Source organism: Streptomyces virginiae, from assembly GCF_040638905.1.
GTDB lineage: Bacteria > Actinomycetota > Actinomycetes > Streptomycetales > Streptomycetaceae > Streptomyces > Streptomyces virginiae_B.
Genome location: NZ_JBEZYV010000010.1, coordinates 157262 through 181913, shown reverse-complemented (window position 1 = coordinate 181913; position 24652 = coordinate 157262). Strand labels below are relative to the sequence as shown.

25 protein-coding genes and 3 pseudogenes are annotated in these 24652 nt (G+C 68.2%); 17 read left to right on the top strand and 11 right to left on the bottom strand.

Annotated features, from left to right (window positions below):
- Window positions 1-532: 532 nt before the first annotated feature.
- Complete coding sequence (locus AB0F82_RS16990) at window positions 533-919, top strand: transposase (protein WP_362628134.1); 387 nt, start codon at window positions 533-535, stop codon at window positions 917-919.
- A 311-nt stretch (window positions 920-1230) separates the two neighbouring features.
- Here AB0F82_RS16990 and AB0F82_RS16985 read toward each other — a convergent pair whose 3' ends face one another.
- On the bottom strand, window positions 1231-1686 hold the full coding sequence (locus AB0F82_RS16985) for a GNAT family N-acetyltransferase (protein WP_362628131.1): 456 nt from the start codon (window positions 1684-1686) through the stop codon (window positions 1231-1233).
- A 223-nt stretch (window positions 1687-1909) separates the two neighbouring features.
- Here AB0F82_RS16985 and AB0F82_RS16980 point away from each other — a divergent pair.
- Window positions 1910-2522 (top strand): annotated as a pseudogene (locus tag AB0F82_RS16980) (IS5 family transposase); the annotation flags it as partial.
- 14 nt (window positions 2523-2536) lie between these two features.
- Here AB0F82_RS16980 and AB0F82_RS16975 read toward each other — a convergent pair.
- Window positions 2537-2830, bottom strand: coding sequence for a hypothetical protein (locus AB0F82_RS16975; protein ID WP_362628129.1), 294 nt, complete (start codon window positions 2828-2830; stop codon window positions 2537-2539).
- 409 nt (window positions 2831-3239) lie between these two features.
- Between AB0F82_RS16975 and AB0F82_RS16970 the strand changes: the two genes are divergently transcribed.
- Window positions 3240-4388: a carboxylate-amine ligase gene (locus AB0F82_RS16970; protein WP_362628127.1), complete on the top strand. Its 1149-nt coding sequence runs from the start codon at window positions 3240-3242 to the stop codon at window positions 4386-4388.
- A gap of 2 nt (window positions 4389-4390) precedes the next feature.
- On the opposite strand, the gene AB0F82_RS16965 is transcribed toward AB0F82_RS16970, so the two are convergent.
- On the bottom strand, window positions 4391-5089 hold the full coding sequence (locus tag AB0F82_RS16965; protein ID WP_362628124.1) for a 2OG-Fe dioxygenase family protein: 699 nt from the start codon (window positions 5087-5089) through the stop codon (window positions 4391-4393).
- A gap of 601 nt (window positions 5090-5690) precedes the next feature.
- Between AB0F82_RS16965 and AB0F82_RS16960 the strand changes: the two genes are divergently transcribed.
- A complete protein-coding gene (locus tag AB0F82_RS16960) occupies window positions 5691-6836 on the top strand; it encodes an SMI1/KNR4 family protein (protein ID WP_361852316.1) in 1146 nt (381 codons plus the stop codon).
- 73 nt (window positions 6837-6909) lie between these two features.
- On the opposite strand, the gene AB0F82_RS16955 is transcribed toward AB0F82_RS16960, so the two are convergent.
- The gene (locus AB0F82_RS16955; RefSeq protein WP_362628121.1) at window positions 6910-7659 is read right to left on the bottom strand and encodes a transposase family protein; all 750 of its coding nucleotides are present in this window, start codon (window positions 7657-7659) and stop codon (window positions 6910-6912) included.
- A gap of 184 nt (window positions 7660-7843) precedes the next feature.
- On the opposite strand from AB0F82_RS16955, the pseudogene AB0F82_RS16950 reads away from it, so the two are divergent.
- Window positions 7844-8651, top strand: a pseudogene (locus tag AB0F82_RS16950) (IS5 family transposase).
- 87 nt (window positions 8652-8738) lie between these two features.
- On the opposite strand, the gene AB0F82_RS16945 reads toward AB0F82_RS16950, so the two are convergent.
- Window positions 8739-9065, bottom strand: a complete 327-nt coding sequence (locus tag AB0F82_RS16945; RefSeq protein WP_362628119.1) for a hypothetical protein — start codon at window positions 9063-9065, stop codon at window positions 8739-8741.
- Window positions 9066-9220: 155 nt separating this feature from the next.
- A complete protein-coding gene (locus AB0F82_RS16940) occupies window positions 9221-9358 on the bottom strand; it encodes a hypothetical protein (RefSeq protein ID WP_362628116.1) in 138 nt (45 codons plus the stop codon).
- A gap of 506 nt (window positions 9359-9864) precedes the next feature.
- On the opposite strand from AB0F82_RS16940, the gene AB0F82_RS16935 reads away from it, so the two are divergent.
- The 5 genes and pseudogenes from AB0F82_RS16935 to AB0F82_RS16915 all read left to right on the top strand — a co-directional run bounded on the left by AB0F82_RS16935 (window position 9865) and on the right by AB0F82_RS16915 (window position 13654).
- On the top strand, window positions 9865-10146 hold the full coding sequence (locus tag AB0F82_RS16935) for a DUF7848 domain-containing protein (protein ID WP_362628114.1): 282 nt from the start codon (window positions 9865-9867) through the stop codon (window positions 10144-10146).
- 633 nt (window positions 10147-10779) lie between these two features.
- On the top strand, window positions 10780-10995 hold the full coding sequence (gene tgmA, locus AB0F82_RS16930; RefSeq protein WP_362628111.1) for a putative ATP-grasp-modified RiPP: 216 nt from the start codon (window positions 10780-10782) through the stop codon (window positions 10993-10995).
- Window positions 10995-12069, top strand: a pseudogene (gene tgmB, locus AB0F82_RS16925) (ATP-grasp ribosomal peptide maturase). The gene tgmA and the pseudogene tgmB overlap by 1 nt, the downstream one beginning before the upstream one ends.
- Window positions 12070-12094: 25 nt before the next feature.
- Window positions 12095-12580, top strand: a complete 486-nt coding sequence (locus tag AB0F82_RS16920; protein WP_436842100.1) for a hypothetical protein — start codon at window positions 12095-12097, stop codon at window positions 12578-12580.
- A gap of 216 nt (window positions 12581-12796) precedes the next feature.
- Complete coding sequence (locus AB0F82_RS16915) at window positions 12797-13654, top strand: IS5 family transposase (protein ID WP_362628108.1); 858 nt, start codon at window positions 12797-12799, stop codon at window positions 13652-13654.
- Between the two features lie 187 nt (window positions 13655-13841).
- Here AB0F82_RS16915 and AB0F82_RS16910 read toward each other — a convergent pair whose 3' ends face one another.
- From AB0F82_RS16910 to AB0F82_RS16895, 4 genes are all read right to left on the bottom strand, one after another.
- Window positions 13842-14204, bottom strand: coding sequence for a transglycosylase family protein (locus AB0F82_RS16910; RefSeq protein WP_362628105.1), 363 nt, complete (start codon window positions 14202-14204; stop codon window positions 13842-13844).
- Window positions 14205-14614: 410 nt separating this feature from the next.
- Window positions 14615-15121, bottom strand: coding sequence for a hypothetical protein (locus AB0F82_RS16905; RefSeq protein WP_362628102.1), 507 nt, complete (start codon window positions 15119-15121; stop codon window positions 14615-14617).
- Window positions 15121-16692, bottom strand: coding sequence for an AAA family ATPase (locus tag AB0F82_RS16900; RefSeq protein ID WP_362628099.1), 1572 nt, complete (start codon window positions 16690-16692; stop codon window positions 15121-15123). Before AB0F82_RS16900 ends, AB0F82_RS16905 begins: the two co-directional genes overlap by 1 nt.
- A 185-nt stretch (window positions 16693-16877) precedes the next feature.
- On the bottom strand, window positions 16878-17870 hold the full coding sequence (locus AB0F82_RS16895; RefSeq protein WP_362628096.1) for a helix-turn-helix domain-containing protein: 993 nt from the start codon (window positions 17868-17870) through the stop codon (window positions 16878-16880).
- 71 nt (window positions 17871-17941) lie between these two features.
- Here AB0F82_RS16895 and AB0F82_RS16890 point away from each other — a divergent pair, with 71 nt between their 5' ends.
- The 7 genes from AB0F82_RS16890 (at window position 17942) to AB0F82_RS16860 (ending at window position 22827) form a co-directional block, all read left to right on the top strand.
- Entirely contained in the window at window positions 17942-18262 is a 321-nt protein-coding gene (locus tag AB0F82_RS16890; protein ID WP_362628094.1) for a cupin domain-containing protein, read from the top strand.
- A gap of 172 nt (window positions 18263-18434) precedes the next feature.
- Window positions 18435-19019: a DoxX family protein gene (locus tag AB0F82_RS16885; RefSeq protein ID WP_362628092.1), complete on the top strand. Its 585-nt coding sequence runs from the start codon at window positions 18435-18437 to the stop codon at window positions 19017-19019.
- A 133-nt stretch (window positions 19020-19152) separates the two neighbouring features.
- Window positions 19153-20151, top strand: coding sequence for an endonuclease/exonuclease/phosphatase family protein (locus tag AB0F82_RS16880; protein WP_362628089.1), 999 nt, complete (start codon window positions 19153-19155; stop codon window positions 20149-20151).
- 119 nt (window positions 20152-20270) lie between these two features.
- Window positions 20271-20780 (top strand): hypothetical protein, encoded by a 510-nt coding sequence (locus AB0F82_RS16875; protein ID WP_362628086.1) that lies wholly within the window; start codon window positions 20271-20273, stop codon window positions 20778-20780.
- Between the two features lie 152 nt (window positions 20781-20932).
- Window positions 20933-21175, top strand: coding sequence for a hypothetical protein (locus AB0F82_RS16870; protein ID WP_362628083.1), 243 nt, complete (start codon window positions 20933-20935; stop codon window positions 21173-21175).
- Window positions 21176-21493: 318 nt separating this feature from the next.
- Window positions 21494-21712, top strand: a complete 219-nt coding sequence (locus AB0F82_RS16865; protein ID WP_362628081.1) for a hypothetical protein — start codon at window positions 21494-21496, stop codon at window positions 21710-21712.
- 620 nt (window positions 21713-22332) lie between these two features.
- Entirely contained in the window at window positions 22333-22827 is a 495-nt protein-coding gene (locus AB0F82_RS16860) for a hypothetical protein (protein WP_362628078.1), read from the top strand.
- A gap of 876 nt (window positions 22828-23703) precedes the next feature.
- Here the strand turns inward: AB0F82_RS16860 and AB0F82_RS16855 are convergent.
- Window positions 23704-23922, bottom strand: a complete 219-nt coding sequence (locus AB0F82_RS16855; protein ID WP_362628075.1) for a hypothetical protein — start codon at window positions 23920-23922, stop codon at window positions 23704-23706.
- Window positions 23923-24652 lie beyond the last annotated feature (730 nt).

Here is a 24652-nt window from a genome sequence, read left to right as displayed (position 1 = left end):
TCAAGCGTTTGCATGCCGTGGGGCGATGGCTCGTCGGGGTGCGGCGTGATGCGCCGGCAGGTGTCCTGCGGCGGCTTGGAGACGCTGCAACCACAGGGAAGCCACGCCGAGCAGGCCGGTGAAGACTGCCAAAAGGAGTACGGAGACCCACATCTGCCGGCTCCCGGGATGAGTCCATCCCGTCCAGACCGTGGCGGCCGCCCACAGCAGGACGCCTGCCGTGTAGAAGGTGCGGACTCGGCGCAGCTGGCGTACGGCCCGCAGGGACCTGAGGTGTTGCGTCTTCGGTGCCATGCCGGCCCGTGTACCCCGATCCGCGCCGTCCACCAGCGGCCGGTCTCCTTCTTTCGTCCACCTCGGTTCACCACCGCCCAAACCCCACCTGCCGTCATCTCCTCCACCCGGGCCATCGCCTCCCCGCAGAAGACCGGGTCCGCGATATCCAGCAGCACCGTCCGCAGGGGGGAGCCCCCGCGACGTCCCGGAGCGTGCCGGGTCCGCCGCCTGCCGGCCGGGCCGGTCCGAGGCGTGCATGGTCCGACCTGAGGAAAAACGGCCTCTAGAGGTCCGGCTCCCAGCCGCACGGGAGGGCCGGACCCTGCCCAAGCCCACGATCTACCGCGTCATCACCTTTACGAAGGACGGCAAGGTCGCCTACCTGGGCACGACACTCCTGGACCCCGAGCAGTACCCGGCCGCCGAGCTGGTCGCGCTCTACCGGGAACGCTGGGAAATCGAGCTGGCCTTCGACGAGATCAAGGACCACCTGGATCCCGGTGGGCCGATTAGGTCGCGCACGCCGGAGGGTGTCCGGCAAGAACTGTGGGCCTACCTTGCCGTCCACCACGCGATCCGCCAGTTCGCCCATGCAGCGGCGCTCGCCCCCCGGTTGTGGACGCCGACCGCATGTCCTACCTGAAGTGCGTCCGCATCATCCGTCGCAGCCTCCTTCCAGCTCGGAGCCAACACCGCCAAGCGCACTCGCTCCCTCACCGAGGCCGGGCAGGAGGCACGCAGCCGCCTGCCTCCGCCCCGGCGAAACCGGGACTGCCCACGCGCGATCAAGAAGCCCAACCGGTGGCCCGTGCTCCGGATCCGCGCCGGCCGGGACACAGTGGAGCCCGGCCGCTGGGTCCTCAACCAGACCAAGAAGCGGAAGCGCAGCCGAGGGGCCGGGAGGCCCGCTCCCAAGACAGCACATGCCCTGTCACCTCCTCGGAAGACATCGCCTCAATGGGGAGGCTCCTGAGGGACGTAGCGGCGGAAACCCTCTGCCATGGCCTTGAAACCGCACGTTTCGTAGAAGGTGTGGACATACTCGTCATCCGCCGCCAGCAGCTGGACCTTGTAGCAGCCAGCCAACTCACCCAGTTGGACGGCGGACTCCATCAGTTGACGGCCGACACCACGCCGCTGGAAGGAGCTGGCCACCACGACGTTCTCCACAAACAGGATGGCCCGCCCGCCGCGCGTGAGGTTCGGTATGACGATGCAATCCGCCGTTCCGGCCGCGGTGTCGCCAGCGTCAGCCACCAGGATCGTCCGTCCCTGTTGCCCTGATATAGCTGCCCAGATGGCATCTGCGGACGCCCGAGGCAATGGGGCATCGTCCGGGTTCAACTCGCTGTAGAGAGCCAGCAATGCTGGCAGGTCCGCCTCAACCGCTGACCGCACAGTGATCTTCATGCATTGAGCCTAGAACTCGGCCTGCCCACTCGGCGCAGTAGTCGCTCGCCGAGCGGCGTGGGGACGGGGACGCCGGTGAGGTGCTCGGCCGGGCGGGCGATGAGCGGGGCGAGGTGGGGATAGACGCCCCGGGAGCAGGCTTGGAGGAGCTGCCCGAGGGCGATGCGTTCGCCGGTCCGGCCGGCGTCCGTGTCATGCTCCACGCATCCGAGCTCGTGGCCTACGACTCGACTGGAGCATGGTCAGCGTCGACTCCACCTCCTGCCGAGCCCATCAGCATGCGGCCGGGGCCCGCAAGAAGGCACTGCGCGTTCCGAAAAGAGGTCGACGCCCCGAAACCACCGGCCCGACGAGGGACTCGGACGGTCCCGGGGCGACCTGACCTGCAGAAGCCACCTCGCCGGTGAGGGAGGTTGTCGCCCGCTTGCCTTCCTCGTCACACCGGGGCAGTGGGGCGACGCACCCCAGATGATCGAGGTCCTGAAACGGATCCAGGTCCACCGCCCGCAGGGCGGTCACCCACCGACCCGACCGGACCACGTCGGTGGCGACAAGGCATACAGCTCGCGGCGGAACCGCCGATACCTGCGCAGACGCCAACTCAAGCACACGATCCCCGAGCCGAAGGACCAGCGGGCCAACCGTAAACGCCGCGGCAGCAACGGCGGCCGGCCCACCGGCTTCTACTCAAAGATCTACAAGCGCCGCAACGAAGTCGAACGGACAATTAACCGCCTCAAGAACCACCGGGCCGTCGCCACTCGTTACGACAAACGCGCCTACGTTTTCCACGGACTGTCACCACCGCCGCGATCCGGCTTTGGCTCCGGGCCTGAGCCGGTCTGCTGTCTCAGTCCCCGAGGAACCACAGGTAGAGGTGCTGTCCGTCGAGAACCGTCTGGCCCAGGTCCAGAAGCTCACGCGCCAACTCATCGGTGACCACGCCCGGAGGCAGCCGCGGTACTTCCGCCAACAGGGTGACCACCTGGCGGCTGTTGAAAACAGTGTCCGCGTACGGCAGCAGGTGCCCCAGCATCGGAAACACCGACTGGTCCAGAGCGGCCAGCTCGGGCCCCCAGACCACTCCATGCTTGGCGCGAGCCTCGATCGCGCCGGTCTCGCTACGGACCTGGGGATTGATCACGCTCCGATCCTAAAGCCCCAAGATCCGCCGGACAGCACCTAGGTGTGGGCCGCCCGTGGACCGCCTACACCCTGCACCGGCGGCGCGACGTCCTGACCCGACGGGGCTGATGTCCTCCAGCGCGCGCTGGACCACGTGACCATGGACGAGCGCGATCTCCTGGTGAACCTGAACGCCGTTGCGGCCATGGACGTCGACGGCCTCGTTTTGTTCACGACTTCGGGTTCTGGCACACATCCCTGAGAGCGGTGGACGAGTCTCTTCGCTGGTAGTCGTCATCGGCCCGGCAATTCGCGTCGCACTCGGCGTCGCTCTTCGGGTGCGGGTAAGGGTGTGTGCCGAAGCTCGATACCAGTCACCCTTGCGCGTGCCGCACGCTTCAGCGGCGGGTGGGAGGAATGCTGGGAGCATGAACGTGTCCTCTTCTTCCTCCGCCCTGTCTGTTGAGCGAGCACCGACGATCGGGGTGGAGGAGGAATTCTTCCTTGTCGATCCGCACACCCGCTTCGTTGTTCCTGCAGGACCGGCGGTCGCTGCGCGGGCAGCGGGCGAGGTGGGCGATCTGGTGACGAAGGAGTTCGCTCTGTGCCAGGTCGAGGGACGGACGCCGCCGTGCCGGACGGCCGGGGAGCTGCGTCGGGAACTTGGGCGGGTGCGTGGGGCTCTGGTCGCTGCGGCCCGAGCGGAGGGGGCCCGGCTGTGCGCTTCGGGCACCGCGGTCATGCAGGGGGCCGGGCCTGCGCAGGTGGCTGATCATCCGCGCTACCTGGCCGGGCGTTTGCAGTACCGGAGCATGATGGACGACTTCGCCATCAGCGCGCTGCACGTCCACGTCCATCTTCCCGACCGGGAGCTGGCCGTGCTGACGGGCAATCATCTGCGCCCCTGGCTGCCGCTGCTCATCGCGTTGAGTGCGAACTCGCCGTTCCACCGGGGAGGTGAGACCGGGTACGCCAGTTGGCGCACTGTGATTCGCAGCCGCTTCCCATGCCTGGGGCCGCCGCCGTACGCGGCGTCGCTGGAGGAGCATGAGCGGCTCGCGGTGGTCATTGCGGATACCGAGGCCATGCTGGATGCAGCTATGCCGTTTTGGGATCTGCGGCCCAACCCGAGATTGCCCACCCTGGAAATCCGTGCGATGGACGTGCTGCAGGACCTTGACGACACCGTCGCGGTCGCGGTGCTCCTGCGCGCTTTGGTGGTCACCGCGGCCGGCAGTGCGCGCTGTGGTGATCCGGGGTCGGCTTGGACGGGGGAGGTGCTGCGGGCCGCGTGCTGGCGGGCAGCTCGGGACGGGTGGAGCGGGAATGGCTTTGACGCGTTGACCGGCCGGGTGAGGCCGGTGGCGGACATCGCCGACGATCTTGTGGGTTTGGTGCGGCCGGTACTGGAGGAGTTCGGGGATCTGGATGAGGTGACCGCGCTGTTTCAGCGCCTGGCGACGCGGGGGGACGGGGCGCTGCGGCAGCGGGCCTGGGGTGCCGGCTTGGCCGGCCCCGCGGCAGCGGTGGACCAGCTCGTGCTGGCGACAGGCCGTGGCCTGGCTTTTGAGGGTTGAGGTCAGCGGGCGGCGAGGGTCGTGACCAGGACATCCCGGTGGCCGGGACGGCTGGCGTCCAGCGGGCGGATCGCGGAGACCGCGTGCCAGGTCGCCCGGTCGTCGTTCAGGAGCAGAGTCCCGGGATCGGTGAGCGTGGCGGCCGTGATAGGTCTCCCCTCGTCGTCGTACAGCGTGCTCTGGCCGCCGGTGACGTTCTCCCGGCCGATCAGGAGCGAGGTCACCAGGGTGACTCCGTCCTTGTGCCGGCCTTCGGGGGTGGGCTGGCCCGCGCTGTCCGCCTGCGCGATCACTCTGAAGGGGTGAACTTTGACGGTCCACTCTTCCACGTCGTCCAGGCCCGCCGCGATCTCGCCGAGCATGCGGATCAGCGCCGTCACCACCGGCTCGGCCTGGAACTCTTCCGTGAGCGGTTCGAAGCGGCGCTCGACGTCGACATAGAGCGGGTTGCTGGCGTGCGGCTGGACGAAGACGTCGTGAGGCGTCGTCGTGATCTCACCGGAGCGGGACAGCAGGAACTGCCCGTAGCGGCGCAGGCGGCGTGTACCGGTCTGGGCGGCGTACGGATCCACCGCAAGGTCGTCCCAGTGCACGGCGAGCCGCTCCCACACGCCGGGGGCGACGTCCAGGCATGCACCGAGTTCGGCGGGCGCCATGAGGTGCCAGGCACGCGATGCGACGACCGCGCGTGCTTCCTGCAACCGCTCTGTGGCAGCGCTCCCGGCCCTGTGTTCGCCGTCTGCCAGGCGTGCCGTGCGCCGGCCTGCTCGCGCGATGTCCTCTCCTTCATCCACGAGCCCATGGTCGCGGTCTCCAGGGTCCACTGCATCCGCTGCGCACCACCCGGGTGCCCAGTGCACCGCCGTCGCCTCATCCGCGGCTACGGGACCGGCTTGAGGCGCGTCGGTGATCTGGTGGGCGGCGACGCAGACGCCCACGGGCTGCAGATGACTTTATGAGCGCGAGGACTTCTGCGCTCGCCCGGACGCCTACGGCTTCCAGGCGAATGGTTGCCGTGCGGTTGCGGGCGGCCAGACGCCACAAGGCGATGCTGGCAGGAAACCCTACGGCTGTGGTGAGTACGCCGGCGAGCAGAGTGAGCTTCTTCGAGTTGGCCACCGATCGGGTGATTGCGACTGAGCGCTTCAGTGTCGAGTGGGCGGCTGCAGCGTCCGGTGCCAGCAGCTTGGTGAGCCGGGACAAGGGGCCGCTCGAAGCTTGCCGGCCTGAACGCCAACCCGGCGGCAAGGCCGGTGAGCGACGATCAAGCTGTTGTCAGCCGCTGGTTCTAAGGTCGGCCCTATGACATCAGACCTGGTCCAGGACTCATGGACTCGCATCGACGCGTGGCTGCGCGAGCACGCGCCCCGCACGTTTGCCACGCTTCGGCCGCCTGCAGGGGGCGAGGAGATCGCAGCAGCGCAACAGGAACTGGGGGTCACCTTTCCTCCGGACCTGGTCGCTTCACTCCTCCGGCACAACGGGGCGCTGGAGGGACCTGAGGCTTTCCGCTTCAGCACGGGCGACCGACTGCTCGGAGTGAGCGGAATCCTCGGGGACACCGGGTTCATGCGCGGCATCGACCAGGGCCTCGACGGGGAGACCGAGGGCTACTGGCTTCACGATTACGTGAAGTTCGGTTCTTACGACGTGACGTCGGACGGTCTTCTGATGGATTGCCGTACCGGGCGGGACTCCTTCGGTGTGATCGGACGGTTCTTCGACGAGACCGGCACCAGTTTCGGGCAGGCCGACTCGCTGGGTGAGTATCTGGCCGAACTGGCCGGCACGCTTGAGCGCGGCCAGGACGCCGGTGTCGTCACCTTCAACGGCCGGCTGTTCTGGGAGGCGCGTCCGCCTGCCAGGCCGCAGTACAGTGCCGACGAGCCCCTTCCCGCACCAGATGAGCAGCTGCCAGAGCTGGACCTGTCCTACAGTCCCACCGACCTCCTCCACGTGAGCCACCTGGACGGGCATGAGGAACTCGGTGCGCTGATCGCAGTCCTGCCATATGAGCAGGTGGTCGACGCCGCGCGGAAGCAGCTGCGCAGACTGGCGGTCGAAACGGGTCTGAACAACTACCCGGAGGTCAAGACAGCCCTGGACGCGTGGGAGTGCGGTGTGGCCCTGCCGCAGCCTGACCAGACCGGCCCGCTCGCCTTGCGACTCCGCGCGGTGCTCGCACAGGCCGACACCGGCCGAGACCACACGCGCAGGTGGGCCGCGGAGAAGATAGCCCTCGGGATCTGGGGGTCCCCGTACAGGTCCGTGTGCGAGAGCGCGGAGACCCGGAGTCACTTCACTCTCGACTGGCGTGCGGATCTGCATGCGGACCTGGGCAATCAGCCCCTGCCACCGATACCTGACGACCGATTCTGGGGGGCGCTGCGCAACCCCGCCATCGACTCCAGTTGGTACGCGGCCCAGTACAGCCAAGATCAGGACTGACCCCAGGGGTTTCGGTTCCGCGTGAGCGCTTCATGTGGCGGTTATCGCCAGACGAAGCGCTCACTAAGGATCTTCAGCGCTGCCGCTCCAGCGTGAGGATGGCCTTGACGATTGACGTCATGCGGTTGGAGCTGCACCGGGACCTGCGGAAGATCCGCCAGGACTTCAGGCTCGCGACACCGCGTTCAACGGGCGCTCGTGCTGCGGCCAGCGCCCGGTTGAGGGTCTTTTCGGTGGGAGTGAGTTCCTGGAGTGGCTTGCGTTTGATGCCGGTCGTCAGCCACGGTCCTGCGCCTTGGTAGGCGAGATCGGCCAGGATGGGAACGCCCTGGCGCTCGCAGCTCCGGATGATCCGGTGGGTGCGGGCGGCGGTCAGGTCGTGTGTGCGGCCCGGCAGGGCGGGCGAGAGCCACAGCAGCCGGCCGCCCGGGTCGGTGACGACCTGCACGTTCACTCCGTGGCGCCGGTGTTTGTGGGAGTAGTCGGCCCGGCCGTCGCCGACCCGGTCGCACTCGGCGAGGGTTCCGTCGAGCAGGATGAAGTCGGGATCGTGCTCGCGCAGCGTCTTGAGTAGACCCGGTGCTCGTTCGGCGAGCAGGTCGACGACCGCGCGGGTGTAGGCGTGGGCGGTGGACTCGCTGATCCCGAACCCGGCGGCGATCTTCGCCAGAGTGGTGTGCTCTCGCAGGTACACCAGTGCCACCATCGCCCGCTGGGACGGACGGAGCTTGCAGCGCCGGTCGCCCTCACGAGTGACAACCAGCATGGCGACCCACTCCACGAGCGCATGCGGCAGGTCAAGTGCGGCAGGATGGATGACCAACGAGGCCCCCCGAGCAACGTGATTGAGACGTCAGACATCTCGATCAACAGCTCGGGGCCTCGTTCGTCGCGCTTCACGACCATCACCCGATCGGTGGCCAACTCGAAGAAGCTCACTGATCGTTTCAGAATGAGTTGAGCTGTGGGTCTTGTGCTCGGCGATCTTGGTCGGCAGGGTGTCCGGGGTGCGTGCTGATCTTGTTCCGGATGACCTGTGGGAGCGGGTGGCACCGCTTCTGCCGCCCGCTCCCGACCGGCGCCACCGCCACCCGGGTCGACTGCGTGTTCCAGACCGGGCCGCCCTCGCAGGCGTCATGTACGTCTTGCGGACCGGTGTCGCCTGGCGCGATGTCCCGGCCGAGACCGTGGGCTGCTCCGGCGTGACGGCCTGGCGCCGGCTGCCGGAGTGGACCGAGGCCGGTGTCTGGCCGCGTCTGCACGCCGCCCTACTGACCGAACTACGCCGCGCTGACCTTCTCGGCCTGGACGACTGCGCCGTGGACGGTTCTCACGTCCGGGCCCTCAAAGGGGGGATCACGTCGGCCCCTCGCCCGTCGACCGTGCCCGTCCCGGCTCCAAACACCATCTGATCGTCGACCGCCACGGCACCCCGGTCGCCGTCACGCTCACCGGCGGGAACCGCCACGACGTCACCCAGCTCCTGTCACTGCTGGACGCAGTCCCAGCGATTCGAGGTCTACGAGGCCGTCCCCGCCGCAAGCCCCGGCGCCTGTACGCCGATCGGGGCTACGACTTCGACAAGTACCGCCGTCTGCTGTGGAAACGCGCATCAAGCCGATGATTGCCCGACGCGGCGTCGCGCACGGCTCCGGGCTGGGCAAGGTGCGCTGGGTGGTCGAGCGCGCCTTCGCCTGGCTGCACCAGTTCAAGCGGCTCCCCATCCGCTACGAACGACGCGCGGATCTCCACCAGGGCCTGCTCGAACTGGCCTGCAGCCTCATATGTCTTCGCCGCCTCCGAACTTCATTCTGAAAGATCAGTAAGGGGTGACACGCCGGAGTCGGTGGCAGGGTAGCGATGTCGGTCTCCTGCCCTTGCGAGCTGCACTCAGGTGTGCACTCAGGTGAGGTCGAAGGTGACGTTCACGGAGCCGTCCCAGTCCGGTGCCTCCGTGAGCGTGAGGGTTCCATCCCGTGCCTCGACGACTCGCACCATGATCCCTCCGCGGTCCTCACCGGGAAACGCAATGGAGAAGTGGGGATCCATCTCCATGAGGAAGTCCCAGCCCTCGCGTTGGGTCGTGTCAAGGGCGTTGGCATGCCGACCGGTTGCCCGCCACTGGCCGACCGCGTCGACAGCGACGGTGATGTCGATGTCGTACATCTCAAGGCAAGTCGAGTGATTGGCCCACCATTCGAGGCGGCCCTGACCCACGAATTGATCCATGAGCACACTATGCACGGTGCCTAGGCTGGCCGGGCAAGCCTGCACGGCTGCATGGCCGTCGTGGGCCAGGCCGCGAGACAGAACTGTACGGGAAAGACCCGATAGGGCCTCGGCTCAGCCAGCGGCGCCCCATATACCTTCGCCGCCTCGCGACCTCATTCTGAAACCATCAGTAATGCCTCGCAGGCCGCCCAGCGATGCCGGGCATGGGGGATGCGGATGGGCGCGGTGATCCAGCGACCAACTGTCTTCGCGTCTACCCCGCAGACCTCCGCGAGCTGCTGTTCGGTCATCGTGGCATTGGCCATGGCCCGGCGCAGAGCGTGATTCACAGTTCGCCTCCCAGGGACGGTAGGGACAGGACGAACCGTAGCCACGGAACGTCCCAAACGTCCCGCAAACGCGGTGGTAACGCCCTCCCGGGCGCCGCAGCATCGATACCCGCAGACAGGGAACGACCGGACTACCGAAAGGGACGGCACCCGACCATGAACGGCGAGACTTACCGGACCAACCCCACCGACCTCGGCTCAACGCAGCGGGCCGCCGCCATAGCGGATAGGGGGCACCGGTGGCTCGCCCCGGATCAGGAGCCGCCTGCCGCCCCTCCGGCGCCGTTCACGCCCTACCTGACCGAGCACACTCGATCGGGTGAACCGGACAGGGAAAGCGCCAATGGCGCAGACACCAGTACCGGCGTAGTCGGCATCGGCATCGGTCGGTGTGACTGCCCGACTCACGCGCGTATCTGAAAAGACGTCGAAAGGGCCAACCACCGCCCCCGCCCAGGAGGCGTGGCGTGACCAGGACATTCCGATTTCAGAACTACACGACCCGGCAGGACCCGGCGACCGACCCGGAGTACGGCGCGGTATGCATCTCGACGGACTCTCAAGACGACTCAGACGCCGCGGCCTGCCTCGCGGCATCCGGCCCGATGGCGTCGGCCCTGTCCGTGGACGACTGGATGCGCGACCACCTGAGAGACCCCGACCACCGCCACTTCCGTCGTAGCTTCGACGACTTCGCCGAGTTCCTCTCCACTCGGGAGCTCGCAGGTGCCGAGCAGGTGACTGCGTAGCCATGCACTGGTGCGAGATCACGACCCACGCGCGCACCTATTCATGCCTCCTACGTGGCAGCGCCGCCACAACGCCCCGACTGGCCGTTCGCTGGTTACGGAACCAGGCGGAACACGTAGCCGACCTCATGGACCCCCAACCGGCGAGTTGGTGGGGTGCCGAATACACCCGGCGGCCGGGCTCCCCTCCGGCCCGTGGAGGCCGGCACTCGGGACGCGCCGGAAGAACTGCGGCTCTGGAGCCGTGACGCTGTGGCCCACGAGTACGCCATGGGGGCGCTCAGCTCCGGAGCCCGGTTCCGGTTCTCGACGGGCGACGGCACCGCATTCGTCAGCCTTTCCGCACGGCTCGTGACAGCCGCTATCGCCGCTACCTGGCCAGCGCCACAGCGCGAGTTCTCGGCGGCATAACCCGACTCCCCCTTGCCGGGCCTGACCTCGAATTGATCTCCCACACGCTCATTCGAAATGCCCGGCGAGGGGGGCAAGACCCGCCCCAGCCGCCGACCAGGCACGGCCATCGGTTGGGGCGGTCCAACCCGTTCGGAGTCGGCTTCCCATAGGCCGGCCCACGACTCAACCCGAACGAAGGAGCAGCATGAACTCCTCCGCACCCCTGACTGGCGTTCGCCCGTGGGGGTCGGCCGGCTGGCGCCCTACCCGACCACCATCCCCCGCCCTCACGCGTCGGTCACCATCGACTCGGACACGCAGCTCGGAGTCTTCCGCGACCACGCAGGCCACGTCGTCGAGAGGGGCAAGCACGGCACCAGCAGCGGAACTGAGACCTCGACCTCCACCAGTTCCGACGGCCAGGCCGGCAACGACCAGGACAGCAACCAGGACTGATGACCTTGACCGAGGAGAGGCCGGTACTTGTGGCCACCGAGGCGGACGACATCACCGCCGACACGGTGATCGCGGAACTCAACCGGCTCGATGTGCCGGTGGTCCGATTGAACCCGGCTGACATCGGGGCGGGCCTGACGGTCTCGGCTCGGTTCGGCACCTGCCCAGCCTCCATGGCCGGGCAGGTGCGTACCCCGTCGAGAACCGCCAACCTCGCCCATGTGCGCGCGGTGTACTGGCGCCGCACCACCTGGCCTACGTTCCCGGGCCTGGGCCAGGACGACGCCCAGTTCGCCGCAGCACAGGTCCGGTATGGGCTCGGTGGCGCCTGTACGCGATGGACGGCCCGCTCTGGGTAAACCACCCCCTCCGCGTAGCGGCTGCCGACTACAAGCCCGCACAGCTGGCCCTAGCCCAGCGGCTCGGCCTCACGGTTCCGCCAACGATCGTCACGAACGACCCCCACGAGGCGATTGAGTTCACCTCCACACACGATCGTGTGATCTACAAAACGCTGCGCTGGACGCCCTACCAGCGGGACGGCATCCCCGTGACGGGGTGGGCCGACCTGGTCACCCCTGCGGAGATCGACGAGAGCCTGCGGGTGGCGCCCCATCTGTTCCAAGCGGTCGTGGACAAGGTGGCTGACCTACGCGTCTTGATCGTCGGCCGACAGGTGTTCGCCGTACGGATCACGTCCGGCCTGTTGGACTGGCGCAAGGACTACTCAGCCCTGTCGTACAGCGTGGTAGACCTGCCCGCGGCGGTAGAAGAGGCGCTCCTGACCTATCTGGATCACTACGGGTTGCGGTCCGGCAGTTTTGACCTCGCCGAGGACCAGAAGGGCGACTTGTGGTGCTGGAGCTGAACCCGAATGGCCAGTGGGGGTGGCTGGAGCCGCGCACCGGTTTGCAAATGTCCGCCGCGTTCGCGGCCCTACCGGCAGGGGAAGCCTCAGGACCGACACCGCGCCCGAGCGGCGAGCGCTTGCCGACCACCTCGTACAGGCTGGCGCCCTCACGACGCCAGCATGGCGGGCGGCCGTCGAGGCGGTCCCTCGGGAGCTCTTCCTGAACCCCGGGGCGGGCGCGCCTCGTTCATGCAGGCGCGGTGGCAGGCCGCGGTGCCGGTGGCTGGCGACCTCTCCGCGCGCACGGCCTATGCCGACAGCGAGCGGCAGACGAAGGTGTCGCCGCTCATGCTGGATGAGTGGATGCCCGCGTTCCTTGCCCAGCTCGCGGCACCGGGCGCGCAGCTCGTTCGCGCAGCGACCAGCGAAGGCGCGCAGCTCCTGTACCTCTTCGATCCGGAACGGGAGTCGTTCGCCGAGTTCACCGCCGATGGCGACGGCTGGCAGGTCCGCCAGGGCGGGCCCGTGGCCTTGTGGGATGACGTCGAGCAGGCTCTCACCGCGTGGCAGGGTGCGGGGAGCCCGGACATCACCGCCGTACGACTCAACATCAACGCAGGTGCCATACGTATTGGATCGGTGGTCAGCAGATCACTACACGCACGTCAGCGCAGTGGATCGGCGACAAGTCGGCCCTGCGTTGGCAACACCACCTCACCCCATGACCACCAGTGACGACCGCGCCGCGTGTGCTCCTGCCACGCGCGGCACGGTCCACGACCGCTTGTGATCACGAGCGGGGCTCTGGCGGCCTCGATTCCCTTCCATGGGGAATCGGAGCCGTCGCCTGTTTGTAAGCACTTCTTTGGACTCCAGCGCACGGACCAGAAGTGGCTCCACGCGTAAGAAATTGCTCTGGCTCCACCTAAGGCCTGTCTGATAATTGATCTTGTGGCAGGTCGAGGCGAGTTGACGGAAGCGGCGTGGGAGCGAATAGAGCCCTTGTTGCCGCAGATAGACAGGCGGGGTCGACCGTGGCGTGATCACCGGCAGGTGATCAATGGTGTGCTGTGGCGGTTGCGAACCGGGGCTCCATGGCGTGACCTGCCCGAGCGGTACGGGCCGTGGCAGACCGTCTATGAGCGGTTTGCCCGCTGGGAGGCGGACGGCACATGGGCAAGGCTGTTGGAGCATGTGCAGGTCCGCGACGACACGGAGGGCCGGGTGGAGTGGACCGTCGCCGTCGACTCCACGATCAACCGGGCCCACCAGCATGCCGCCGGTGCACGTAAAAGGGGGCTGCAGAGGGGGACGAACTGGAAGATCCGGGCCGCTCACAGGCGGGCTGACCACCACGGTCCACCTCGCCGTCGACGGCCGGGGCCTGCCCCTGTCCATCGTGCTCACGCCCGGCAACGTCAACGACGCCACCGCATTCGGTCAGGTCCTCGACGGGATCCGCGTTCCGAGAGTCGGCACCGGCCGCGCACGACACCGACCCGAGTCCTGGGCGCCAAGGCCTACTCCAGCCGGGCGATCCGGCACCTGCTGCGACGCCGCGGCATCGCCGTCACGATCCCCGAGCGCCGCGGCCAAGCAGCCAACCGCCGGCGCCGAGGGCGCCTCGGCGGCCGGCCGCCCGGCTTCAACAAGGAGGTCTACCGCAACCGCAACGTGGTCGAACGATGCTTCGCACGCCTCAAGCAGTTTCGCGCGATCGCGACCAGGTTCGACAAGCTCGCCGACCGCTACCGCGCCGGAGTCGTCCTGGCCTCGCTGATCCTCTGGCTTCGCGAAACCCGTCCGTGATCATTTGTCAGACACCGCCTAAGGCGCCGCTCCCCTGTCACGTGGCCGACGGCAACCCCCCTCCACTCCGGCACTGCGGTACGTACGGCTGTCTGGGCGCCCAGGCCCTGATAGCCGACGTCGGCAAGGATTTTCACGAGCGGGCCGCCAGTCAGGCGCTTGACAAGGCCTAACTGCCGGGCATGGGCTAGCGGCGGCGTGCGCAGGTCCAAGCCCCCATGCCCTGGATCTTGGCGAGTTTCCTCGCCGTCGCAATCTGCTCCGCCTTTGTGGCCAGGTCCGCGCGTGGTGCGTACTTGCGACCTCCTGCCGCGTTCCAGCTCGACTGCGTAAACTGCAATCCGCCGTAATGGCCATTGCCAGTGTTCGCCCGCCAGTTTCCGCCGGATTCACACCGTGCGATGGCGTCCCAGTCGCGGTTCGGTTTGGAGTGCACCGCAGCGGCATTGGCCCCGGGGGCGTTTAGCACGGCCACAGTCAACAAGACTGCACAGGAGAGCAGTTGACTGACCATGCCCCGGCCTCGCCGGTCCTTGCGTTGACGCGACATCAGTCCTCCTTCGCTGTTGGGCGGGCCTGCCACGAACAGCGGGCGGGCCCGCGAACGACCACCTTCGAGGCCGTTGCCACAGCACAGCACGGACCGACGCACCTTCAGCGGCACTTACCGTCGGCGAAGGAGTGACGCCACCCGAACGGACGTACAGCCCCTCGGGAGGTCTCCCCTGCGCAGAAAGAATCCGCCCAGAAACGTGACACGCCGAGGAGGCGGCTCCAACCAGCGCGCCCTCCGAGCCGACCCCGGCACTACCATTGCCGTCATCGGCGAGCACAACGCCCACAAGACCACCGTGCTACGCACCCACCCTCCTCGGTCTCACCCGGCAGCCGCTCGCCAAACTCCGCCTCAATGAAATCGAGTTGACGCACCTGGCCCAGCACGAGTGCGGCATTGTCCGGCTACCGCAGGGCGGGGCCTGTTGCGGCGTCTGCCGCAGTACCCAACTCCGGCCCACGGCCTGCGCACCCACGGGACGGGGCGCGGAAGACCCGCCTCAAAGGAGATGGTCCAGCTGTCGTGCGACAGCAGAACCAGCGGCAACGTCCGATGTACTGGGTGTTGGCGTAGCCGTGCCCGCACAGGGGGCACAGGCCCTTGGCGGCCGCCAGAAGCCGCTCGTACAGAGCCCGGCCGGGGCTGCCTTTGCGGGCCATGCGGGAGGTGTAGCAGCCGGTGAGGGCCTTATTGCCGGAGGCATTCTCGTCGTCGCCGTCCGGCTGACCCTTCAGGTGGTCCAGGGTGTGCAGCGCCGCGCCGGCTGCGGCCTTCTCGTAGTCAGCCGCTGCGGTGGCGACCTGGTCCTCCAGTTTCTGCAGGCGCGCCTTGGTCTTCGCGGGGCGGGCTTTCGAAATGCAGGTGGCGTACGCGGTGCGGGCGTCGAGGACGGGCTTGGGCAGCGGCTCCATCAGGAGTTGTCCCCCGGGATGACCCAGGCTTCGTCGCCGAGGTCGCGGTCGGCGACCAGGGAGCGGACGATGATGCGGGCTTCACCGCCGAGGCGGCCGCCGAAGCGTTCCATGATGCTCTGGTAGGAGTGGCCGTCGTCGACGAGGGTGGCCGGGTCGCGGTGGAAGCCGGTGGCGGTGACCTCCAGGCCGAACACTTCCCGCGTCAGGACGCCCACGTTCTCGCCGAACGTCTCGATGCCGGGCTGGTCGGCTATCACGCGGTCGCCGTAGCGGCGCAAAATCCACACGCAGTGGGCGGGGACTTCTTGCAGGACCACCGGGGAGTGGGTGGCGACGATCGCGAGGCCGTTGCGGTCGGTGAGCAGATCGGACAGGACGCGGATGAAGGCGGACAGCAGGGGAGGGCGGAGATGGGTCTCGGGTTCGTCGAGGATCACCAGGGTGCGCTCGCCGACGTGCTCCACCAGCCGGGTCACCGTCAGCCGGACGACCTTGTGGCCGGAGCTGAGGGAGGCGAACAGCTTGCGCGCCTTGGCGCGGCGGCGGCCGGCGTTGTCGGCGGCCTGGAAGTCCCCCAGCCAGTCCTCGTCCAGCAGGCCGCTGCCGGCGTAGATCAGGGTGCGCAGGGCGCTGAGCCAGCGGTGTCCCTGTTCGCCGGTCAGGCAGGCTTCGACGCTGTCGGCGAAGTCGCGCTTGAGCTGCCACTGCGACTTCGTGCGTGGGGTGCGGCCGGCTGAGGGTGTGCGCAGCCCGACGTGGATGGTGGGGAAGGTCTCGTCGTCCTCGGGGAGGAAGGGCAGGTCGTCGAAGGCGCTGAAGGAGACACTCACGAGGTTGGCGAAGGACCGGCTCTGGTCGCGGTTGTCCTCGATGACCCGGCCGACAGCTTCCGGGTCGGCGTGCGGGTCGGCAACGGCCCGGGCCACGCGGTTGAGGAGGACAGACTTGCCGGCTCCGTTGCGGCCGGTGATGACGTGGATGTTGCTGGAGGGGCGCGTTTCCGGCTCGACGCGGAAGGACAGCGTCAGTCCGCCTTCTCCGCCGGGTGCCGGGGCGGGTGCCTGGTAGAGGACGTGGAAGGCGGCGACGCGGTCCCCGCCACGGACGATGCGGCGGAACTGCTCTTGCACCGTGCCGAGCCGAGCCGAGCCGAGCCGGATGAAACGCAGCAGCGATGTGCGGGTGGCTGCCTGGCTCATGGCGAGGTCATAGGCACGTTCGTCGAAGGCGATGTCCCGCAGCCCGGCCAGTACGCTGACGCGGATGCAGTCCCCGAGCTGGCGCAGCCGCTCGTAGTAGGTGTCGTCCTGCCCGAGGGAAAAGAAGATGTCGTCGAGTGCGGTGAATCGCGGTGGCAGGAGCATCGCACCGCTCTCGCGTTCCGCTATGCCGCGATCTGCGATCTTGACGCTGCCGATTTCGTGCCGTGCGCCGTCGGTGTTGAGGATCGACGGGGTGTACTGGGTGCGGAACCCGAAGTCGTCCCACCGGTCCGGCTCGAGTACGGCCGTCGGCCTGGGGGCTGCCGGTATACGCGCGTCTGCCTCGAGGACTATGTCCGTCTTCAACCGGTCCCGCAATCCCTGCTCGCCCTCCAGCCCCCGCGCGATGTTCGCGTGAGGGCGAGCCAACCCTGCATGCGTACCCGCCCTCGTGGCGACAAGTCCGTCGCGCCGAGGCAGTCGCTCCGGTGGGTGCGACGCCGCCTCGCGCCGACGCCGCGACGCTGGACCAGGGGCCGTACCGCACCCGGTCAGGCGGGGGCCACGTCGGAGCCCCGCGTGCGCGTTCCCACCGTCTCGTGCCGGAAGGAGCGGCGATAGGCCGCGGGCGTGGTGTGCACCAGTGCGTGGAAGCGCCGGCGAAGGTTGGCGGCCGAGGACAGGCCGGTCCTGACCGCGATCGTCTCGACGGCCAGATCCGTCTCCTCCAGGAGCGCCCGGGCCGCCATGACCCGCTGCCGCAGCAGCCAGTTGCCCGGGCTCGTGCCGAGCTGCTCGGCGAACCTGCGGGCGAGCGTGCGCGTGGAGACGGCCCCGAACGAGGCGAGGTCGTCGACGGTCAACGGCTCGTGCAGCCGCTCGGCGACCCAGTCCAGAACGGGGGCCAGGGAGTCGGGCGTGCGGTCGGTGAGGGGGAGCGTGGCGTACTGCAGCTGCCCGCCCTCGCGATGGGGCGGCATGACCATGTGCCGGGCGACCTGGGTTGCGTAGGCGGCGCCCTGGTCCGTGCGGATCAGGTGCAGGCACAGGTCGATGCCCGCGGCTGTGCCCGCGCTCGTGGCCACGTCGCCGAGGTCGATGTAGAGCACGTCCGGCTCGACCTGGATCCCGGGATGCCGGGCGGCGAGTTCGTCGGCCATGCGCCAGTGGGTGGTCGCCCTGCGGCCCTCCAGCAGTCCGGCCTCGGCGAGCAGGAAGGCCGCGGAGCACAGCGCGACGATACGGGCGCCGCGGCGATGCGCCCGCCGTATCGCGTCCACGACGCCGGGCGAGGGAGCGCTCGCGCGCTGCTGCCAACCGGGGATGAGAACGGTCTGCGCGCGCTGCAAGGCCGACAACCCGTGCGTGACCGCCATGTCGTAGCCGGCCAGCGTCGGCAGGGGGCCGGGCCGCTCGGTGCAGACCTCGAACGTGTAACGGGCGGGCAGGCCGGGCCGGTTCAGGCCGAAGACCTCGGCGGCGCTGGCCAGCTCGAACGTGGACTGCGGCGGCAGGAGAAGGCACACCACGCGGTGAAGGCTCATGGCAGAAAAGTACCTCTCCGCGTCAATCCTGACTCTGGGGCGGAGGCGGATCGGCCGCGAGCATGATCTCCGTGACTCAAGAACCCGACACCGTACAGATCGTCCACGTCGATGGCATCGACCCGACCGAGGTCGCTCCCGGCATCGTCCGCAGGCGCTTGCCCGCCACGGCGTGGGCGCGTGGGTGGGTGTACGACTTCGCCCCGGGTGCGCAATGGCCCGAAGAGGACGTGCACGAGACCGAGGAACGCTACTACGTGGTGTCCGGCGAGTTCATCGACCACGGTCGGCGCCTCGCGGCCGGGAGCTATGTGGTGTTCGCGCCGGGCAGCACGCACCGCCCGCGCACGGAGACCGGGGCGCGCATGATCGGGATCACCCTTCTCGGGTGACCGGTCGGCCGCCGCCCGGCGCGCGGGCGCGGTGCTGTGCCAGTCGAGTCCGGTCGGCGTCAGCCGGGGATGGCGAAACGCTTCTGTTCTGTGCGTACGCCATGCCGGGCAGGTGCATGGGGGCCGAGCGCGACCGGCAGACCCACCCACCCAGTGAAGGGATTTTCCTCCCATGTTCGGCACACTCATGCTCTTCGCCGTTCCCGCCGTGCTGTTCAGGCTGCTCGGCGCGTTCGGCGTCGGACGGTTCGGGAGCTGGCGGGTGTCCGTCCTGCACGGCCTCGCGGTCATGCTGGTGTTCACGGCGGGCGCGCACTTCGTCCCGTCCGCCCTCGGCCCCATGCCCGGCCACCACGACCTGGCCGCAATGGTTCCGCCGTTCGTGCCGTTCCCCCGCCTCGCGGTCTACGCGACCGGCGTCCTGGAACTCCTCGGCGCCGCCGGACTCATCCGGGAGACCACCCGGCCGACGGCCGGGCTCGGCCTCGCCGCGCTGTTCGTCCTGATGCTCCCGGCCAACATCCACGCGGCCGTCGAGCAGATCCCGCTCAACGGAGAGACGGCGACACCTCTGTGGTTCAGGATCCCCGAGCAGGTGGTCTTCATCGGTGTCGCGCTGTGGGCCTACGTCCCGGCCCGTGCCGCGTCCCCCCACCGGGCCGGCGGGGTCCCGGCTCGGACATCGTTTCGCGATGGCTCCGCGAGCGGGGGGCTCACACCGCCATCACCACCACACGGATCGACCACCGGCGACTGACCGAGTGAATCGACTTCTCCGTCGAGATACGACAGTCGTATCGGACAGGGACAGCTTGTCCAGCCACTGCCCGTTCGGATGCCTTGCATGACTGCCACGATGTGCATCCGATGATCATGAAAGGGGTGCCCCGATGCGAGCGGCATTCAGAGCGTTCTTCGCAGCGGTCTTCCTCATAGGACTGGTTCTTGCTTCCGGGCCCGGTCCCGCGCAGGCCGACACTCCCGATGCGCAGAACTGGCCGAAGCCGAGGTTCATCAGCTACAACGTCTGCGGGGCTGCGTGCGCCATCTACGAGGGGTCCAAGGACGCGTGGCGCAACAAGATCGTGAACGCCATGGACGGCTGGGACGCTGATCTGGTCATGCTGCAGGAGATGTGTTACGGGCAGTGGACCCTGCTGCGCGACTCGCTGGAGGACCGCCCCAGCGGCAACAAGTACGACTCGGTCTGGGGCGCGACACTGGCATCCACGAGCGGGTGTGCGAAGTGGGGCACCGACAAGCGTTACGGTCTGGCCATCTTCGCCAAGGGCGCCCCAGGTACGATCAACAACGGCACCCGGTCCGTCAACTTCCTTCCGGAGGAGACACCGGGAGAGGACCGTATCCTTCTGTGCGCCAGGACGACCGTTACCGGGCGCACGGTCCGTGCCTGCAACACTCACATCGACTACTCGTACAAAGTGATCGCCGACCCGGACCCCAAGGTCCCCCCGACGATCCTCAACAACCCCAAGGCGCAGATTCAGAGGGTTGCCGATATCACCAGGGGTTTTGCGAACGGGGGCGACCCGGTGGTCCTCGCGGGTGACTTCAATCAGCTCCCCAAGGACGTGGACATGGCACCCCTCTACGCCCACAGTGGTGGGACCGGGGTGTTCCAGGAGGTCGACGAGAACGACAAGGACTACTTCACCGGAGTCGACTGTCCGCAGAGCGGGGATCGCTGCCGCAGCGGTGAAGCAACCGCCGAGCCGGGGTGTTCACCCAAGGTCAGCGAACCCGGGAAGATCGATTACATCTTCCTGAGCTACTACTGGTTCACCACCGTCCGCGGTGACTCCGCAGCCTGCACTCCGGGCATGTCGGACCACCACCTCCTGCGTGGCGCCGCCGCCTGGGAGCACTGACCGCAGCAACCGCGGCCCCTCAGGAACCGCACGGTTCCTGACGGGCCGCGGCGTGCCCAGCCCACCCGGGTCGCAGCCCTGACCGGTCAGCCTGCTCCCCTCACAAGCAGGTGACGCAGGTGCACCAGCGCCGCGCCCGCAAGACGCAGCAGGCGACCGGGGTGAAATACACGAAGCTCCGGCAGTCCGGGACGGCTGGAACGCGGTACGGGCGCGTCATCCAGTTCCTGACCGAAAGCCATGAGGTGGCGACCCTGCCCTACCAGCTCGCCGCAGCCTGGGCCCGGCAGGGTCTGCACGTGCTGATGCTCCACGGATACGAGCCCTACCCAAGGGACATCCGGCTGCATTCGAAGCGTGCGAAGGAGCGCAAGACCGCCGAAGCCAGGGCCCAGGCCCACCCCGGCCCGCGCAGCACCGTCCTACTCCCCCACGATGTGGCGAAGGGCCAAGGCCAACTCGTCGAGCAGCGCACCCCCTGGAGCGAGCGTGAGCCCGGCGACCCCTCGGGCAACAACGCACCCCTGCGTGTGGCACTCGAAACCGGGCGACGCCACTTCGACATCGTCGTGCTGATGGGCCGGGGCACTTCCCGCGAGAACACCTCGTCGACGACTTCGTCGTCCTGACCCACACCCAGGGGATCCCAACCGACGAGGAACTGCCCCGGCACAGTCCCGATACCCGGACCGAGCGCGTACCCCTGTCGCCCGAGCAGAGCGCCGCGCTCCTGCGCGATCGCCACCTGCGATTCCTCTACCACCCCGTTGCCCTCCTCGGCATGGTCACAGCCGAGACCCCGTGGAACGACGACCAGGCAACCAGCGCCGATCCCGAGTTCATGACAGCCGTGGTGGGGAACATGGCCGCGGTCGGGCTGCCCCTTCTGGAGCACGTCACCCTGCCCAGGAATGGCGACCTCAAGGCCCAGCTGGAACGCGATCGAAACCCATCGATGGTGGTGACGGCACCCCTTGATGGGGGTGTGCTCGAGGCAGCTCAAGCCCTCCACCCGTGCCGCTGAACCGTCCCGGACCTGCCGTCCTCCCTCGTTCGGACCTCCTGCCTCTCGGCAAGTCAGCAGGTCCGTTTCTCCGGTGAATACGGGCACCCGCACGAGTGAGTTGTTCGCCGAAGGGCTCTTCGCCGTCCAGGCCGATCGTCGTGCCGCGTGAGAGCCTTGGCCAGTTCGGGGCGGGACATCTGCAGCTCGACCTCGCGCAGCGCGCGTAAGTCCCGGTTGGGGTGACGGTCGGCCATGCCAGGCTCCGAATGGGGCGTCCGCAGGGGCGGGGTGGGAGGGCTGCGACCGTACCGCTCCCACGTCGTTCATGCCCGCTGCTTGCCGCTGGCCGCGCCACTCGTCGCGGACATCCTCGCCGAGTACCCGGGCCACCTCGCCGGCCACCGCCTCGCCGGCCGACTGGCCCGGCGCCGCGGCGACCTGGCCACGGCCGAACAGCACTTCGCGCAGATCGAGGAGCGGGACTGCGACCCCGGTACGCGGATGAGCCTGCGGGAGATCCGTGAGCTGCTGGCTCAGGTGACGCACGAACACTGAGCGGGAAGCAGCCGGAGCGGAGTGGCCGGCGCGGTGGGGAGTCAGTTCTGAACAGGCTCCCTCGGGAACCTGATGTTCCCGCGTCGGCAGCACATCGTCGAAGAAGGGACGGCCGCCGACGAACGTGGGGCGCAGTCCGGTGAACTCCTCGGCGGTGAACCAGCGGGCCTCGGGCTACTCGCTCATTTGTGACTGTGTTGGCTCTGTACACGAGAACGATTGGAAGTGAACGAAGCTATCACGCACTACACGGACGACAGCCAACCTTCACTGGAAAACGACAGCAACCTTCACCAAGAAAACGACACCCCCACGAACCCACCCACCCCAACCACCAGCAAAGACGCCTCACACACCCAGTGCAGACAACTGACGCCACCCACTGAAAAACACACGACGCCCATCAGTCAGAGCCCAGGCAAGCGTCCCCGAAGCCCAGGCTGTTTGTTTTCTCGCCGCGCCGGGAGAGGGTGGCATCAGCACTAAGCATGATCCGAGGGGGAGACATGGGGGAACTGATGCTGCCGCGCGAGTACCGGGTGAGACCAGGGAACTGGCGTGTTGTCGCCGTGTTCATCGTCGGGCTGGGGCTTGTCTGCCTGAGCCTCCGGAACGCGCCCGTGTCCGGCGAGGTAAAGCTGCTGCTCGCCGGCCTGCTTGTGGTCATTGGCGTACTCACCGTCTCCCTCAGGTTGCGCAGCTTCACCATCGTCGACCAGCAGGGCATCGCCGCGGGCACCTGGTGCTACGTGCGCCGGCTCCCCTGGGACGGCATCCACGACATCCGCACCGTGACCAGGCCCGAGCCGGTCGTACCCAGGACCGTCGCCTACGCCTACCGATCCGACGGCCGGCGCGTCCTCCTGTCGTGCATGGACGACAGGGAGCTGCCGGTCCTGGACCTGGAAGTCGCCGGGCTCCGGTCCCTCCTGCGAGAGCGGCGCCCGGCCGACTGGGCGCCGGACCCGCTGGCGGAGTCGCGCATCGCCCGCCAGACGGCGCGGGCGGAGCGGTCGGACCGGTTGTTCCGGTGGATGTCGGGGTGGCGTGCGGGGGTCGTGGTCGTCGTCCTGACGGGGATCATCGGCACCCTGTTCCTCTTCGCCGGCTCCTGACCTGATTCCCCGCACCCACACGAACAGGCCGGTGTCGCGGCCGAGGGCGCCGCTGACCTGCGGCGCGCCTCTCGTACAGGTAACCGCACCTTCGCAGAACCCTCCTCAAGAACGTCACACTCGTCGGCCTGCGGTGCGCTGGGGGCGAAGGCCGTGGGCGATCTCCGCCGCCCGGTTGTCGTAGAAGTACAGTCCCGACAAGGCCGCCGAGTACGTCCCCGGCTCCGGCGTCCTGGCGAGCGGCTTTGCGACGGAACAGAAGTTCGACGGCCACCGCGCGATCCTCTTTACCCCCGCCGGCCCGGCCGCCTGCTCCTGATCTGCCACACCGCTCAGTACATCTGCAGCGCCCCAGGCCAGAGACACAAGACCGCCTCACCATCAGTGAGAACTCACACCGACCACCTCGGCCCCCTCAAAACCCTCGGACAGGGCATCGCACACCTGATCGGCATGACCTAGAAGGCCGACCCCGACCCCAACCCCGTCCAGCAGGCCCCGCCGCGGCGGGGCTTGCCTGCAAACCTGTTTTCAAGCCCCCGGACCAGGGGGCTCGGAAGCCTGGTACCCGGTAGGCCCCAAGGCGAGTTTTGGTCACCAACTTGAACAACACCAGGGCCCGCAGTCCGACCGCCGCATCGTGATGGTGATGGAAGAACACGGTTATCCCGCGGTCCGATCGCGGGGTCAAGGACGATGACTAGCGAGTGGCTGTCCAGGACAAGGGTCTGCTCCCAGGACAAGGGTCTCCTGGACAAGAGTTTGCGGGCGCCATCCGGATGCGGCTCAGGCTCATGACCGAGGAGCAGGCCGCCGACAGCACGAGCGCCGCCTCGGGTCGCCGGCAGTGGGCCGACGACCCGGGCTCGCGTGTGGTCAGTAACCGCTGCTGTCGTAGATCCGCTGGCCGGAGTACGTGCCGCCCTGGCAGTACCAGTAGCCGCTGCTGTGTTTCACCGGGTTTCCGCCGCCGTACTTGCAGTCCGCCGAGGAAACCTGGGGTGTGGCCGCCTCGGCCGCGAAGGACCCGGTGGCGCTCATTCCTGCGAAGGCCAGGGTTGCGAGCGCCAGGCCGAGTAGTCGTCGAACGCGCATGCCTTGCTCCTCTCGGGGTTAGCCCATTTGGGCCTTCCCAGGATGACTGCGCGGGGTGTCCGTGGCATGCACGACTAGTCCAATCGGGTGATTCCGGGGAAGTGGCAGGGTGCTGCGCTGAACGCCTACAGGCCTTGGCGCGCCCGGGGAGTCCGCTGACCGGCGAGCTCACGACTGAGCCCTGCCGGTAGCTCTGACCGCGCTTCGTGATGGCCACGCCTGGAGAGGCCAAGTAGAACACTTACGGCGTAGCTGTGACTGGGCGTGGGCCCCCGATGGCCGGACGCCCGGTTCTGCCGAGCTGTCTGTGCTGTGCCCTGTGGAGCGGGCGCAGCGCTTGTCCCGGCCCGGTCTGCGCCTCTTCCGATAAGCCCGAGCCTCCTGCCGCGGGCACTCTGAACCTCTCGGCGGCTCGGGCGAAGGCGGAAATGCTAAAGCGGCGGCAAGCCCCTCGGCCGTGAGGAGGAACCCGCCGGATGCTCGCGAAGGGCGTAGAGCCCTGTTCCTACTGCAGCCCCGAGAACGCACTCGGCATGAGCGGCTGACCGCCGGCCTTCAGGCGGCAGGTACGTTCGGAGGCAAGGGGCGCGGCTTCTGGCCACCAGAAGCCGCGGCGGGGCCACGCCCCGACCCGTGTCCAGGAGCCAAGCGCAGGCATTGGCTTACGACTCCACAGAAGTGTGCCAGAGCCCGAGAACGGGAGTCGTTTGTCGACGACTTCGGGAGTCGC

Bases quoted from the DNA above. Each gene is read 5' to 3' on its own strand.
- AB0F82_RS16990 (WP_362628134.1), top strand. From the start codon at position 533: ATGGTCCGACCTGAGGAAAAACGGCCTCTAGAGGTCCGGCTCCCAGCC.
- AB0F82_RS16985 (WP_362628131.1), bottom strand. From the start codon at position 1,686: ATGAAGATCACTGTGCGGTCAGCGGTTGAGGCGGACCTGCCAGCATTG.
- AB0F82_RS16970 (WP_362628127.1), top strand. From the start codon at position 3,240: ATGAACGTGTCCTCTTCTTCCTCCGCCCTGTCTGTTGAGCGAGCACCG.
- AB0F82_RS16960 (WP_361852316.1), top strand. From the start codon at position 5,691: ATGACATCAGACCTGGTCCAGGACTCATGGACTCGCATCGACGCGTGG.
- AB0F82_RS16945 (WP_362628119.1), bottom strand. From the start codon at position 9,065: ATGGATCAATTCGTGGGTCAGGGCCGCCTCGAATGGTGGGCCAATCAC.
- AB0F82_RS16940 (WP_362628116.1), bottom strand. From the start codon at position 9,358: ATGACCGAACAGCAGCTCGCGGAGGTCTGCGGGGTAGACGCGAAGACA.
- AB0F82_RS16920 (WP_436842100.1), top strand. From the start codon at position 12,095: ATGCAGGCGCGGTGGCAGGCCGCGGTGCCGGTGGCTGGCGACCTCTCC.
- AB0F82_RS16910 (WP_362628105.1), bottom strand. From the start codon at position 14,204: ATGTCGCGTCAACGCAAGGACCGGCGAGGCCGGGGCATGGTCAGTCAA.
- AB0F82_RS16905 (WP_362628102.1), bottom strand. From the start codon at position 15,121: ATGGAGCCGCTGCCCAAGCCCGTCCTCGACGCCCGCACCGCGTACGCC.
- AB0F82_RS16895 (WP_362628096.1), bottom strand. From the start codon at position 17,870: ATGAGCCTTCACCGCGTGGTGTGCCTTCTCCTGCCGCCGCAGTCCACG.
- AB0F82_RS16885 (WP_362628092.1), top strand. From the start codon at position 18,435: ATGTTCGGCACACTCATGCTCTTCGCCGTTCCCGCCGTGCTGTTCAGG.
- AB0F82_RS16880 (WP_362628089.1), top strand. From the start codon at position 19,153: ATGCGAGCGGCATTCAGAGCGTTCTTCGCAGCGGTCTTCCTCATAGGA.
- AB0F82_RS16870 (WP_362628083.1), top strand. From the start codon at position 20,933: ATGGTCACAGCCGAGACCCCGTGGAACGACGACCAGGCAACCAGCGCC.
- AB0F82_RS16855 (WP_362628075.1), bottom strand. From the start codon at position 23,922: ATGCGCGTTCGACGACTACTCGGCCTGGCGCTCGCAACCCTGGCCTTC.